Below are 13,036 nucleotides of genomic sequence, written 5' to 3' on the forward strand. Positions count from 1 at the left end.
GATGCCGGCTCCCGACGCGGTGAAGATACTCATCGCCGGCGGATTCGGCGTCGGCAAGACGACCATGGTCGGGTCGGTCAGCGAGATCGTCCCGCTGCGCACCGAGGAACCCCTCACCACCGCGGGACTCGGCGTCGACGACCTCGACGGCATCCCCGACAAACAGGCCACCACGGTCGCCCTCGACTTCGGGCGGATCAGCATCGGGGACGACCTCGTGCTGTATCTGTTCGGTACCCCCGGGCAGCAGCGGTTCTGGTTCATGTGGAACGACCTGGCGATCGGCGCGCTCGGCGCGGTCGTCCTCGTGGACGTCCGCAGACCGGAGTCGAGCTTCGCTGCGATCGACTTCTTCGAGCGCCGGAAGATACCGTTCGTCATCGGCGTCAACGGGTTCTACGGCGAGCACCCGTACGAACCGGAGGAGATCCGCGAGGCGCTCGCCCTGCCCGAGCGCACCCCGGTCCTCCTCTTCGACGCCCGCGAACGCGCCTCGTGCCGAGACGTGTTGATCGCCCTCCTGGACCAGCTGATCGCGACCTCGGCCCGCTGAGGGGTCAGGGCGCCGCCGGCGTCGCGGTTCTCAGGGGCGGGCCTCCTCGCGGACGAGGCCGGACACGTGGTCGGTGATGGTGTCGAGGATGCTCGTCCAGGCCGTGTCGTCGCCCAGGACCAGGAAGTTGAGGGTGAGGCCGTCCGTCATGGCGGCCAGATAACGGGCCAGGACGGGTACGGGGACGGTCAGTTCGAAGTCCGTCGTACGGCGCAGGTGCTCGATCAGTTCGGTGTACGTGTCGCAGTACATCTCGTACTGGCGCCGCGCCAGGTGCTCGAACCCGGGTTCCCGCAGGGCGTACTGGGTCAGCTCGTAGGTGAGCATGTGCTCGCCCGGGTGGGCGGACACATGGTCCCAGTACGCCTGGAAACCGGCCCGGACGGTCTCCCTGAGCGTCTCCCGAGGGCGGAGCGCCTCCCGCACCAGCGCCACGTAGTGGCCGGTGATGGTGGTGATGACGGACTCGATCAGCTCCTGCTTCGAGGCGAAGCAGTAGTGGAAGACGCTCAGCGACACGCCTGCCTCGGCCGCGATGGACCGGGTCGTCGTCCTGGGGACGCCGTCCCGGGTCATCGCGCGGATCGCCGCTTCGGTCAGCTGTCTGCGGCGTTCGGCCGACGGCAGGCGTGCCATGTGGTTCCCTTTCCCCCGTGGACTGCGGTCAGCTGCTGTAGACGCCGACCTCGTAGAGGGAGTAACCCCAGTCCGTACCGCGGTCGGTCCCCAGCATCCGAACATATCGGGCCGTCACCCCGGAGAACTTGGCGGTGTCGAGACCGCCGTCACCCGAAGTGGTGGACCACACCGTCTTCCAGGTCGAGCCGTCGGTGGAGACGTCGATCTGGTACGCCTTGCCGTAGGCCCGCTCCCAGTCCAGTGTGACCTTCCGGATCGTGTGCGAGGTGCCGAGGTCCACCTGCCACCACTGGGAGTCGCTCCAGTCGCTCGCCCAGCGGGTGCCGCCGTCACCGTCCACGGCCCGGCCTGGCTGGTAGCTGGTGAAGGGGTTGGACTCGGACGCACTGGCCGTCGCCGTCTTCCCCTTGGCCAGGTTGACGCCCGCCTGGTGGTCCTCGGAGGAGCCCCAGGTGTCGAGGTAGGACTCGGCGCCCTCGAAGAGGTCGTCCACGACGCCCTGGCCGCTGGTCTGCCGGATGTCCTCGATCCAGTCGGGGATCATGCCGACGTGGGCCGCGCCGTCGGTGTTGTAGTCGAAGGTGCGCTGACCGGTGGTCTGCCTGTCCACGGTCGAGCCGCCGTCGACGGTCTTGAAGGGGTACTTCACCGGGTTGGAGGTGTTCGCGCCGCGCGGGGCGGGGTGGTCGCCGATGCCGTTGAAGTCCGTGCCGTAGCCGTAGCCCACGTCGTACTTCGTCCGCAGCGCGTCGGTGCGCGCGGCCTCCTTGCCGAACTCCTCGGAGCCGTGCATGTACTGGGCGACGAAACCGCCGAGGGAGTAGACCCGCTCGGTCCAGTTCAGGTCCATCCAGCTGTGCGAGGAAATGACGCCCGGGTAGGACGCGGCCTCGAACATGTCCAGGACCTGGCCGGTGGCCTTGACGCTCATGTGGTCGATCTCGAGCATCATCTTGCGCTTCATCATGCCCTGCACGGCGTACTCGCCGAGATCGGTGAGCCCGCGCACGTTGCACTGCGCGTTGTCGTCGTACTCCGGCACCTCGGTGCCCTCGGGCAGATCCTTCTCGGCCTTCGTCGCCGCGTCACCGATCGGGTTGTCCTTCTGCGGGCCCTTGCACTTCTCCGTCTGCCAGAAGGTGCCCGTCGACAGGAACTGACCGACGTTGATCGCCGTACCGAGACCGTGCTCGTCGAACCGGACGCCGCACAGCGCGTTGTCGAACTTGTGGCACAGGAACATGCTGCGCACGCCCAGGCCGTACAGCTCGTCGAGGCCCTTGTCGATGTCCGCCTTGCTGCACTGCGCGATGTCGAGGATCTGCTTGCAGCCGAACGGCTCCGAGGTCTCCACACCGAGGACGACGGCGAGCTTGCCCTGCTTGATCACCTCACGGGCCTGCGCGCTGTCGGTGACGATCCGGAACCAGCCCTTGCCGGCGCCGCCGTACTGCTTGTCGATGTAGTCCTGGAGGTCGTACGTCAGCTTCGCCTGGAGCCGGATCGAGGTCATCTCGTCGCAGCTGCGGTCCTTGAACGGGTAGATCGAGCAGATCATCCCGTTGGTCACCAGGTCGTTGACCAGCACCCGCTGGCCGCCCCTCCAGGCGCGCTCGACCCAGGCGTAGTAGTTGGCCTGGTGGGTCATCGAGTCGTACGCCGGCCAGTCCTTGAACGTCGGGTAGCCGACCGGGTCGTGCTTGCCGTCGCCGCCGTGGGTGATGTAGTCGAAGATCGCGAGGGTGCCGTCCGGGTAGTGCTCGGGACAGTCCTTCAGCGCGTCGGCGATGCCCGACGTCGAGAAGACCTTGCCGCAGATCAGCCGGCCGCCGAACGCCTCGTTGGAGAACAGGTGGTTGTGCGCGTCCACGAATCCGCGCACCTCGCCCGCCGCGTTCGTGCCCTTGAACGGCTCGCCCGTGACGTTGATCTGGGAGTCGGGCGTCGGCCGGGCGGTGGGCTGCCACCAGTCGCCGGTGGCGGCCGAACTGGCCGACGGGCTGAGCAGCATGCCCATCGCGGTCAGGAACAGCGTCAACACCATGAGGGGTCTGCGTCTGTGGTGGGCGCGTCGGGTCCGGGGCATCGTTCACGTCCTTGGTCGAGGGAAGCGCGGTCGATCGGCCAGACCCTGCGGGACGCGCGCACACCACGACGCCATAGCCCGGTTGTCATGGCTGGCACAAGCGATGTGACGAGAATCGCCACTGTGGTGATGCGAGTCAATAGTCCGGGACAGATGACCTGATGGTGATCGTGTGGTAGGCGTCGAGATGACGTCCCGTCAAACAGCGTGTCCCGCACTGTCGTCAGCGGCGATCTCCGGCAATTCGGGTCGGTGTGCGGCCCGTTACGGTCGACCCGGCGGTCGTCGCGCAGTCGAGGGCGACCGGAGGTCCCCGGCGTTTCGGCCACTTCCGGCCGGCCCTCGTCCCCGGACAGCGACATGTGCTGTACCGGATCGTGTCCGGGCAGGTGGCGGGTCTGCCCCCGGGCCTGGGGAGCTTCCTGAGGGGCGACGACACCGCGACGTCATGGTGCCCGAGCCCAATCGGAGGGCGCCGAGTTCGTGCCGGTGTCCATATGCCCCGGCTCCTGGGAAGGGCAGCCTCGTGGAGACGCATGAGGAGGAAGCGCAGTGATCCCTGAGACGACGCGCATACGCGCTCCCCGGCCCCGAGTGGCCGCGCTGGACGAGTACGCCATCGATGACGTGCACGGGTTCGTGCCCGCCGAGGACCCGGTGGACGCCCTGCCGGCGTACTACGAACCGTGGGAGCGGCTCGGGCGGAACATCGCGGCCCTGATCATGACAGGGCGGATGCGCCCTGCGGTCGAGTCGATGCCCGTCCTCGCACCGGACCGGCTGCGCTCCGGCGGGGAGCAGGAACGGGCCATGCTGCTGTTGTGCTCTCTGGCGAACGCGTACGTGTGGGCCACCGACACACCCGCCAACACGCTTCCGGCACCGGTGGCAGGGCCGCTCCACACGCTCGCCGAAGCCCTGGACCGGGCGCCGATCGTCTCCCACGCCTCCATCGTGCTCCACAACTGGCGGCGCATCGACACCGGCGAACCGCTGAGCATGTCGAACATCGACACCCAGGTGACGTTCCTCGGCGGCGTCGACGAGAAGTGGTTCTATCTGGCGACGGTGGGCGTCGAACTCGCCGGCGCTCCCGGGCTGCCCCTGCTCGTGCGGGCCCAGCACGCGGCGGCGGACGAGGACCAGGCCGGTCTCACCGAGGCGCTGCTCGGTATCCGCGATGTCGTCGACAAGGTGACCGACGCGTTCCTCGACGTCGAACGCTGGTGCGATCACTACGTCTTCTACCATCGCATCAGGCCGTTCCTCACGGGATGGTCCGCGCCGGGGCTGCGCTTCGAGGGCGTGGACCGGGAACCGCTGGTGCTGGCCGGCGGGAGCGCCGCCCAGAGCTCCCTCATCCAGGCCTTCGACGCAGGACTCGACATACCGCACCCGCACGGGATGACGGCGGGATTCCTGACCGGCATGCGCGCCTACATGCCCGCGCCGCACCGTCGCTTCCTGGAGGACCTCGAGGCCGGTCCGTCGGTCCGTGAACGCGTCGAGCGAAGCCGCGGCGCCCACCCCCGGCTCGGCGACGCGTACAACGCGGCGGTGGACGCCCTGGTCCGGCTCCGGGCCCAGCACATCGGCATCACCGGGCGCTACATCAAGCGGTTCGAGAGCGACCGGGAGACCGCCAAGGGAACCGGCGGCAGCGACTTCGTCGCCTTTCTGAAGAAGTCGCGGGAGGAGACCACCGATCGGCTGCTGCCATGACAGCACCTGTGTACGGGGACTTCGACCAGGGCCGGCTGGACGCCCAGTACTCGCCCAGCAGCATGGTGGACGACATCCGGCCGTTCCTGGACGACTACGCGGACCGCAGCCGTCTCGCCCGACAGGAGCTGGCCGCGGTGGCCCGTCGCGACCTGCGCTTCGGACCGGGACACGACGACCGGCTGGACGTCTACGGCCCCTCGGGACCGGGCACGGGAAACCGGCCCGCCCTGTTCTTCGTGCACGGCGGATACTGGCAGCAGCTGTCCAAGGAGGACACCGCGTTCCCGGCTCCCGCCCTGGTGGGGGCGGGAGCCGTCTACGCCACTCCGGACTACACCCTCGCCCCGCACGCCCGGCTCTCGGACATCGTCGACCAGGTGCGCAGGGCCTTCGTCTGGCTGTGGCGCCGGGCGGCCGACCATCGCATCGACCCCGAGCGGATCGTGGTCTCCGGATCCTCGGCCGGCGCTCACCTGGCCGCCATGCTGCTCGCCACGCCGTGGCGGCAGTGGGGTCTGCCCGCCGACCCCATCGCGGGCGCGGTGCTGTTCGGCGGGATCTACGACCTGACCCCGGTGCGGCAGACCTACGTCAATGACGTCGTGGGCATCGACGGCAGCGAGGTACGAGACTTCAGTCCGCTGTTGCTGACCCCCTCGGTCCGCTGCCCCGTGGTGATCGCCTGGGGGGAACGTGAGACGGACGAGTTCAAGCGGCAGTCGCGCGCGTTCACGGAGCATCTGCGCCGGCAGGGCTGCCCGGTCACCGCGTTCGAGCAGTCCGGGCGCAACCACTTCGACTCTCCCGTGGAACTCGCCGTGCCCTCCGCCCGAGTCCATGCCGAGACCCTCCGTCTGATGGGTCTGGCCGCGGCTTCGCACTGACCGCTTCCCCGGCCACCAGAGCGACCGGCCCACTCAGGACCACCTTCCGGCTCATGTCCACCCTCCGGGCCCACGCGTGCCGCTTCGGCGCCTCCCTCGACCCGCCTGCGGTCATCCGGCTCCATCTCCCAGAAGGGCATTGCCTTGCTCGCGCGACCCACCGCCTCCGAAGCCGAGGCCCATCAGCTCGACCAAGCCCTCCCGGGGCACCGCGAGCTGTTCCACGTACCGCCCGCCGACGGCGGCCGGTACACCGACACCGCGTACCTCGCGGGCAACTCCCTCGGCCTACAGCCCAAGGCCACCCTCGCGGAGCTGACGGAGGACCTGTCCGACTGGAGCCGCTTCGGCGTCGAAGGCCATCACGACGCCGTACGCCCGTGGTTCGGCTATCACCGCCTGCTGACCCAGCCGGCCGCGCGGCTGGTCGGGGCGCTGCCCGAAGAGACCGTCGTCATGAACTCCCTGACGGTGAACCTGCATCTGCTGATGGTCTCGTTCTACCGCCCCGAGGGGGAGCGGACACAGATCGTGATCGAGGACAGCGCCTTCCCCTCCGACAGCTACGCGGTGCGCAGCCATGTGCGCTTCCGGGGCCTCGATCCGGACCGGGCGGTCACCAGACTGCGTCCGCGTCCCGGGGAGGACTGCCTGCACACGGAGGACGTCGTCGACTTCCTCGACCGGCAGGGACACACCGTGGCCCTGATGCTGCTGGGCGGCGTCAACTACCTCACCGGCGAGCTCATGGACATCCCCGCCATCACCGCGGCCGGCCACGCCGCGGGAGCGACGGTCGGCTGGGACCTCGCCCATGCGGCGGGCAACGTCCCGCTCCAGCTGCACGACTGGGACGTCGACTTCGCCGCCTGGTGCTCCTACAAGTACCTCAACTCCGGCCCCGGCTCGCTGTCGGGGGTGTTCATCCACCAGCGGCACGTCACCGACCGCGGTCTGCACCGCCTGGAAGGGTGGTGGAGCACCGACGCCGCCACCCGGTTCCGGATGGAACCGGTCTCCCGGCCGCCGGCCACCGCCGACGCGTGGGCGATCTCCAATCCGCCCATTCTCGCCATGGGCCCGGTGCGCACCTCGCTGGAACTGTTCGACGCCGTCGGCATGGCGGCGCTACGGGGGCGCGGCGAGAAGCTGACCGGGTACCTGGAGGGGCTTCTCGACGCGATCACCCTCACCCGTCCACTGACGATGATCACTCCCAGGGACCCGCAACGCCGAGGTGCCCAGCTGTCGCTGCGCGTCGGCCGTACGAGCGCGGCTGCCCTGGCCCGCACGCTGCGCCACGAGCACGGAGTCGTCGCCGACGCCCGCGAGCCGGACATCATCCGGCTGGCGCCGGTGCCCCTCTACTCCACCTTCCACGACTGCTGGCGGGCCGCCGACGCGCTGGCCCACTCCGTTCCGGAGGAGAGATGACCCGGACCGGGAAGCGGGCGACCCCGAGCCTCAGGAGGCACCCCGTGCCAGCTGAACCCCTCCCCGTCATGCGCAACTTCGTCGGTGGCACCTTCGCCGAACCCGAGGAGGAACGCTGCTTCACCAAGACCGACCCGGCCACCGGCATGCCCCTGTCCCGGGTGCACGAGGCGGACCGGACCCTGGTCGACCGCGCGGTCCGCTCGGCGCGTGGCGCCCTGGCGGACGGCTGGGCCCACGCCCCCGTACGGGAACGCACCGCGCTGCTGCGCCGGGCTGCCGACCTGATCGAGCAGCGCTTCGAGGAGTTCGTGGCCGCGGAGGTCGGCGACACGGGCAAGCCCGTGACCCAGGCCCGCGAACTCGACGTCGCCCGCGCGATCGCCAACTTCCGTACCTTCGCCGACATCGTGGCCGCGGCCGGCCAGGACTCCTACCTCACCGACCTGGCGGACGGGCGCCAGGCCCTCAACTACGCCGTGCGCAAACCGCTGGGCGTGGTGGCCGTGATCGTGCCCTGGAACCTGCCGCTGCTGCTGCTCACCTGGAAGGTCGCCCCCGCGCTCGCCTGCGGCAACGCGGTGGTCGTCAAGCCCAGCGAGGAAACCCCGGCCACCGCGGCCCTGCTGGCCGAGGTGCTGGCCGACGCCGGTCTGCCCGCCGGGGCCTACAACGTCGTGCACGGCTTCGGCGCCGGTTCCGCGGGCGAGTTCCTGGTGACCCACCCGGGCGTGGACGGGGTCACGTTCACGGGATCGTCCGCCACCGGGACCGAGGTCATGCGGGCGGCGGCGCCCGGAGTGCGCCCGGTGTCCTTCGAACTCGGCGGCAAGAACGCCGCGATCGTCTTCGACGACGTCGATGTCGACGAGGCGCTCGACGGGCTGTCCCGGTCGGTGTTCACCAACACGGGCCAGGTGTGCCTGTGCACCGAGCGGGTCTACGTCCAGCGGACCGTGTTCGTGGACATCGTCGACGGGCTCGCCGAACGGGCCGCACGGCTGCGGCTCGGCGACCCGTTCAGCGCGCACACCACCACCGGCCCGCTGATCTCCCAGGAGCACCGGCGCAAGGTGCTGCGCTCCTACGACCTCGCCGAACAGGCCGGCGCCAAGGTCGTCACCGGAGGCGGCACACCGCACCTTGGCCCGGCCCTCGACGGCGGCGCCTGGATCGAACCCACCTTGTGGACCGGGCTCACCAACGCCGACCGCCCCGTACGCGAGGAGATCTTCGGCCCCGTCGCCGCGCTCATCCCCTTCGACACCGAGGAGGAGGCCATCGCCCTGGCCAACGACACCGACTACGGTCTCGCCGCCGCCGTGTGGACCAACGACCTGCGCCGCGGTCACCGTGTCGCCCAACGCATGGACGTGGGCATGGCCTGGGTCAACACCTGGTTCCTGCGCGATCTGCGCTCGCCCTTCGGCGGTGCCGGGCTCTCCGGCATCGGCAGGGAAGGCGGCGCCTCCTCCCTCCACTTCTACACCGAGCCCACGAATGTGTGCGTGCAGCTATGACGACCGACACCGACACCGGCCCGGACACACCCGTCCCGCCGACGGGAGGCGACGCCATCGGAGCGGCCGTCTCCCGCCTGACCCGCGCAGCCGCCACCGCAACGCCCTGCGCCCCCGTCCGCGACCTGCTCGGCGACACCGGCATCGACACCGCGTACGAGGTGCAGAGCCGCCACGCCTCCGCGCGGCTGGCCGCGGGAGCACGAAGGGTCGGTGCCAAGATCGGCCTGACCGCGCCCGCCGTACAGGAGCAGTTCGGCGTCTTCGAACCCGACTTCGGGGTGCTCTTCGACGACATGGTCCTCGCCCACGGCGAGCCCGTCGCCCTGGACCGCTTCATACAGCCGCGCGCCGAGGGGGAGATCGCCTTCGTCCTCGACCGTGACCTCGACCGGCCCGGTGCCACCGTCGCGGACGTCCTGCGGGCCACCGCCTTCGTCCTGCCGGCCGTAGAGATCGTGGACTCCCGTATCGCCGGATGGGACCTGACCATCACCGACACCGTCGCCGACAACGCCTCCAGCGGCGCCGTCGTCCTCGGGACCGTCCCGCACACCCTGACCGGACTCGATCTGGCCCGGGTCGGGATGACGCTGTACCGCGACGACGAGCCCGTCTCCTTCGGCGCCGGTCACGCCTGCCTCGGCTCCCCGGTCGTCGCCGTCACCTGGCTGGCGCGCGAACTGGCCCGCCGGGGCCGGCCCCTGTGCGCCGGAGACGTGGTGATGTCCGGTGCCCTGGGACCGATGACGGAGATCACCGACGGTGGCCGCTACCGCCTGGAACTGGACGGACTCGGCACGGTCGAGGCCCGGATCGAGCCGCGCACGGAGGACAGCGCATGAGCACCGAGACCGCGACCCGAGCCGACGGCGTCAAGGTCGCCGTCCTGGGCTCGGGGAACATCGGAACCGACTTGATGATCAAGGTGATCCGGCAGTCGGAGACCCTGGACATGGCGGTCATGGCGGGCATCGATCCGGCGTCCGAAGGGCTGGCCCGAGCCCGGCGCCTGCACGTGGCCACCACCCCCGCGGGAATCGACGGTCTCGTGGCGATGGACGAGTTCGCCGACGTCCGGATCGTGTTCGACGCGACATCGGCCGGTGCCCACGCACGTCACGCCGAACTCTGCCGCGCCCACGGCAAACTGCTCGTCGACCTCACGCCGGCCGCGTCCGGCCCGCTCACCGTCCCCTCGGTGAACCTGGAGAAGCACCTCGGCGCCGACGACGTCAACATGGTCACCTGCGGCGGGCAGGCCACCGTACCCGTCGCCGCGGCCGTCTCCTGGGTGGCTCCGGTGGCCTACGCCGAGATCGTGGCCTCCCTCTCGACCCGCTCCGCCGGGCCCGGTACCCGCGCCAACATCGACGAGTTCACCGAGACCACCGCCCGGGCCCTGCGCGAGGTCGCGGGCGCGGCCACCGCCAAGGCCGTCATCGTGCTCAACCCGGCCGATCCGCCGGTGTCCATGCGCAACACCGTCCACTGCGTTGTCGAGGACACCTCGGCCGGCACGCTGCGCGCCATCGAGGACTCGGTGGGGCAGGCGGTCCGGGACGTCCAGGAGTACGTGCCCGGCTACGAACTCGTGCAGGACGTGCAGTTCGACGCCCTGCGGGAGGTGTGGATCCCGCACCTCGGCCGGCATGTGACAGGCACGCAGGTCACCTGCTTCCTCCAGGTCCGCGGCGCCGGCCACCACCTGCCGGAATACGCCGGCAACCTCGACATCATGACCTCCGCCGCACTGCGGACAGCCGAGCGCATGGCCGAACTCCGAGGATGGGTGAGCAAGTGAACCTCTACGTCCAGGACGTGACCCTGCGGGACGGCATGCACGCCGTCGGACACCGCTACACCACCGCACAGGTCCGCGACATCGTGGCCGCACTCGACCGGGCCGGGGTGGACGCCATCGAGGTCGCCCACGGCGACGGCCTCGGCGGCTCCAGCGCCACCTACGGCTTCGGGGCCCACACCGACGAAGAATGGATCCGGGCCGCGGCCGAGGTGATCGAGGACGCCGTCCTCACCACCCTGCTGCTTCCGGGCATCGGCACCATCGCCGACCTCCGCCGGGCCCGTGCTCTCGGCGTGGGCAGCGTACGCGTGGCCACCCACTGCACCGAGGCCGACATCAGCGCGCAGCACATCGCCTGGGCACGCGAGAGCGGCATGGACGTCGCCGGGTTCCTGATGATGAGTCACATGGCCGCCCCGGCCCGGCTCGCCGAACAGGCACGGCTGATGGAGTCCTACGGAGCCAATTGCGTCTACGTCACCGACTCCGCCGGCCGGCTGACCATGTCCGAGGTGGCCGAACGGGTCGACGCCCTGCGCCAGGTGCTCGCCGACGACACCCAGATCGGCATCCACGCGCACGAGAACCTGTCGTTGTCCGTCGCCAACAGCGTCACGGCCGTCGAGCACGGGGCGCTGCGCGTGGACGTCGCTCTCGCCGGGCAGGGAGCGGGCGCCGGGAACTGTCCCGCGGAGCCGTTCGTCGCCGTGGCGGACCTGCTCGGCTGGCGCCACGGCTGCGATCTGTTCGCCCTCCAGGACGCCGCCGAGGACCTCGTCCGGCCCCTGCGGGAGCGGCCCGTCCAGGTCGACCGCGACACCCTGACCCTCGGCCGCGCGGGTGTCTACTCCAGCTTCCTGCTGCACGCGGCACGCGTGGCCGCACGGCACGGGCTCGACTCCCGCCTGCTGCTCCAGGAGGCCGGCCGCCGCGGTCTGGTCGGCGGCCAGGAGGACCTTCTCACCGACATCGCCCTGGACCTGGCCCGTGTGCCCGCCGAGGCAGGAGGAACGGCATGAGCACCCCCGACCGCCTGGAACCGGCCCTGCGTCTGCACACGGCCGCTCGCCGACGCACCCCCGTTCCCGGCCTCGCCGACACCCACTCTCTCGGCATCGACGACGCCTACGCCGTGCAGGAAGCCCTGGTCGGTCTGCGGCAGGCCGGGGGAGAGCGGCTCACCGGCGTGAAGCTGGGCTTCACAAGCAAGGCCAAGATGGCGCAGATGGGTGTCTCCGAGATCGTCGTGGGACGCCTGACCGACGCCATGCGCATCGGCGACGGCGCGGAGGTGGACCTGTCGGCCTTCATCCATCCGCGGGTCGAACCGGAAGTGGCGTTCCGGCTGAGCCGCCCGGTCGACCTCGACGACCCCGTGACCGACATCGCCTCGTGCGTGGACGCGGTCGCACCGGCCATCGAGGTCATCGACTCCCGCTACCAGGACTTCCGCTTCACCGTCACCGACGTCATCGCCGACAACACCTCGGCCGCCGGGTACGCCGTCGGCCCCTGGCGTCCGCTCACCGACGTCGCGAACAAGGCGGTGCGGCTGCGCACCCCCGGGGCGGAGGCCGTCGGATCCACCGCGGCGATCCTCGGAGCACCCCTGGCGGCCCTGCACGCCCTGCTCGACATCTGCCGCAGGCGCCGTATCCCCCTAGCCCCCGGACAGATCGTCCTGGCCGGCGCCGCCACCGCCGCCCTGCCGCTCACCCCCGGCGTCACCTCCTGCGACATCGCGGGGCTCGGCACCGTCACCCTGAAGGGCCGCTGATGAACACCGCACACGTGGTCGACGGGCAGGCCGCCCCCCGAGGACGGTTTCCGCACGTCAAGGTCGTCGGCGACCTCGTCTTCGTCTCCGGCACCAGCTCCCGCAGGCCGGACAACACCTTCGAGGGCGCCGAGGCCGACGCCCTCGGCACGACCACCCTCGACATCCGGGCCCAGACCCGCGCCGTCATCGACAACCTGCGCGCCATCCTGCGGTCGGTCGGCGCCGACCTGGAGGACATCGCCCAGATCACCACCTACCTCGTGAACATGAACGACTTCGGTGGCTACAACGAGGTCTACGCCGAGTACTTCGACGCCCACGGCCCCACCCGCACGACGGTCGCCGTCCACCAACTGCCCCACCCGCACCTGCTCATCGAGATCCAGGCCGTCGCCGTCCTTCAAGGAGACCCGTCATGACCGCCCTCCCCGAGGTCATCCACTTCCAGAAGTGGATCGACGACCACGCCCACCTGCTCAAGCCACCCGTGAACAACCGCACCATGGCCCTGGGATCGGACTTCATCGTCCAGGTCGTCGGCGGCCCCAACCAGCGCACCGACTACCACGTCGACCCGTACGAGGAGTGGTTCCACCAGGTGCGCGGCT

Annotated in this window: 12 protein-coding genes and 1 pseudogene; 11 read left to right on the top strand and 2 right to left on the bottom strand. The window is 70.3% G+C overall.

The window, feature by feature from the left end:
- Position 1: 1 nt before the first annotated feature.
- Positions 2 to 553, top strand: a complete 552-nt coding sequence (locus tag SMA5143A_RS28170; RefSeq protein ID WP_107465616.1) for a GTP-binding protein — start codon at positions 2 to 4, stop codon at positions 551 to 553.
- Positions 554 to 583: 30 nt separating this feature from the next.
- Here the strand turns inward: SMA5143A_RS28170 and SMA5143A_RS28175 are convergent, their stop codons facing one another.
- Together SMA5143A_RS28175 and SMA5143A_RS28180 are read right to left on the bottom strand one after the other, a co-directional pair.
- Entirely contained in the window at positions 584 to 1,189 is a 606-nt protein-coding gene (locus tag SMA5143A_RS28175; RefSeq protein WP_107465617.1) for a TetR/AcrR family transcriptional regulator, read from the bottom strand.
- 28 nt (positions 1,190 to 1,217) lie between these two features.
- Positions 1,218 to 3,236 carry a galactose-binding domain-containing protein gene (locus SMA5143A_RS28180; protein WP_107465618.1) on the bottom strand — a complete coding sequence of 673 codons (2,019 nt, stop codon included), beginning with the start codon at positions 3,234 to 3,236 and terminating at the stop codon, positions 1,218 to 1,220.
- Between the two features lie 594 nt (positions 3,237 to 3,830).
- Here SMA5143A_RS28180 and SMA5143A_RS28190 point away from each other — a divergent pair.
- The 10 genes and pseudogenes from SMA5143A_RS28190 to SMA5143A_RS28235 all read left to right on the top strand — a co-directional run.
- Positions 3,831 to 5,000 (top strand): indoleamine 2,3-dioxygenase, encoded by a 1,170-nt coding sequence (locus SMA5143A_RS28190; RefSeq protein ID WP_107465620.1) that lies wholly within the window; start codon positions 3,831 to 3,833, stop codon positions 4,998 to 5,000.
- Positions 4,997 to 5,887, top strand: a complete 891-nt coding sequence (locus SMA5143A_RS28195; protein WP_107465621.1) for an alpha/beta hydrolase — start codon at positions 4,997 to 4,999, stop codon at positions 5,885 to 5,887. The genes SMA5143A_RS28190 and SMA5143A_RS28195 overlap by 4 nt, the downstream gene beginning before the upstream one ends.
- Positions 5,888 to 6,031: 144 nt before the next feature.
- A complete protein-coding gene (gene kynU, locus SMA5143A_RS28200) occupies positions 6,032 to 7,321 on the top strand; it encodes a kynureninase (RefSeq protein WP_107465622.1) in 1,290 nt (429 codons plus the stop codon).
- Positions 7,322 to 7,389: 68 nt separating this feature from the next.
- Entirely contained in the window at positions 7,390 to 8,841 is a 1,452-nt protein-coding gene (locus SMA5143A_RS28205; RefSeq protein WP_107465623.1) for a 2-hydroxymuconic semialdehyde dehydrogenase, read from the top strand.
- Entirely contained in the window at positions 8,838 to 9,686 is an 849-nt protein-coding gene (locus SMA5143A_RS28210) for a 2-keto-4-pentenoate hydratase (protein WP_107465624.1), read from the top strand. The genes SMA5143A_RS28205 and SMA5143A_RS28210 overlap by 4 nt, the downstream gene beginning before the upstream one ends.
- Entirely contained in the window at positions 9,683 to 10,645 is a 963-nt protein-coding gene (locus tag SMA5143A_RS28215; RefSeq protein WP_107465625.1) for an acetaldehyde dehydrogenase (acetylating), read from the top strand. Before SMA5143A_RS28210 ends, SMA5143A_RS28215 begins: the two co-directional genes overlap by 4 nt.
- Complete coding sequence (gene dmpG / locus SMA5143A_RS28220) at positions 10,630 to 11,667, top strand: 4-hydroxy-2-oxovalerate aldolase (RefSeq protein ID WP_107465626.1); 1,038 nt, start codon at positions 10,630 to 10,632, stop codon at positions 11,665 to 11,667. The genes SMA5143A_RS28215 and dmpG overlap by 16 nt, the downstream gene beginning before the upstream one ends.
- A complete protein-coding gene (locus SMA5143A_RS28225) occupies positions 11,664 to 12,425 on the top strand; it encodes a 2-keto-4-pentenoate hydratase (protein WP_107465627.1) in 762 nt (253 codons plus the stop codon). Before dmpG ends, SMA5143A_RS28225 begins: the two co-directional genes overlap by 4 nt.
- Positions 12,425 to 12,847, top strand: a complete 423-nt coding sequence (locus SMA5143A_RS28230; protein ID WP_107465628.1) for a RidA family protein — start codon at positions 12,425 to 12,427, stop codon at positions 12,845 to 12,847. Before SMA5143A_RS28225 ends, SMA5143A_RS28230 begins: the two co-directional genes overlap by 1 nt.
- Positions 12,844 to 13,036 (top strand): annotated as a pseudogene (locus SMA5143A_RS28235) (3-hydroxyanthranilate 3,4-dioxygenase); the annotation flags it as partial. The gene SMA5143A_RS28230 and the pseudogene SMA5143A_RS28235, both read left to right, overlap by 4 nt.

This window comes from Streptomyces sp. MA5143a (assembly GCF_900290235.1).
GTDB lineage: Bacteria > Actinomycetota > Actinomycetes > Streptomycetales > Streptomycetaceae > Streptomyces.

Excerpts from the sequence above, each read along its gene's own strand:
- dmpG (WP_107465626.1), top strand. The coding sequence starts at position 10,630 with ATGGGTGAGCAAGTGAACCTCTACGTCCAGGACGTGACCCTGCGGGAC.
- SMA5143A_RS28230 (WP_107465628.1), top strand. The coding sequence starts at position 12,425 with ATGAACACCGCACACGTGGTCGACGGGCAGGCCGCCCCCCGAGGACGG.
- SMA5143A_RS28210 (WP_107465624.1), top strand. The coding sequence starts at position 8,838 with ATGACGACCGACACCGACACCGGCCCGGACACACCCGTCCCGCCGACG.
- SMA5143A_RS28175 (WP_107465617.1), bottom strand. The coding sequence starts at position 1,189 with ATGGCACGCCTGCCGTCGGCCGAACGCCGCAGACAGCTGACCGAAGCG.
- SMA5143A_RS28215 (WP_107465625.1), top strand. The coding sequence starts at position 9,683 with ATGAGCACCGAGACCGCGACCCGAGCCGACGGCGTCAAGGTCGCCGTC.
- SMA5143A_RS28205 (WP_107465623.1), top strand. The coding sequence starts at position 7,390 with ATGCGCAACTTCGTCGGTGGCACCTTCGCCGAACCCGAGGAGGAACGC.
- SMA5143A_RS28180 (WP_107465618.1), bottom strand. The coding sequence starts at position 3,236 with ATGGTGTTGACGCTGTTCCTGACCGCGATGGGCATGCTGCTCAGCCCG.
- SMA5143A_RS28195 (WP_107465621.1), top strand. The coding sequence starts at position 4,997 with ATGACAGCACCTGTGTACGGGGACTTCGACCAGGGCCGGCTGGACGCC.
- SMA5143A_RS28225 (WP_107465627.1), top strand. The coding sequence starts at position 11,664 with ATGAGCACCCCCGACCGCCTGGAACCGGCCCTGCGTCTGCACACGGCC.
- SMA5143A_RS28170 (WP_107465616.1), top strand. The coding sequence starts at position 2 with ATGCCGGCTCCCGACGCGGTGAAGATACTCATCGCCGGCGGATTCGGC.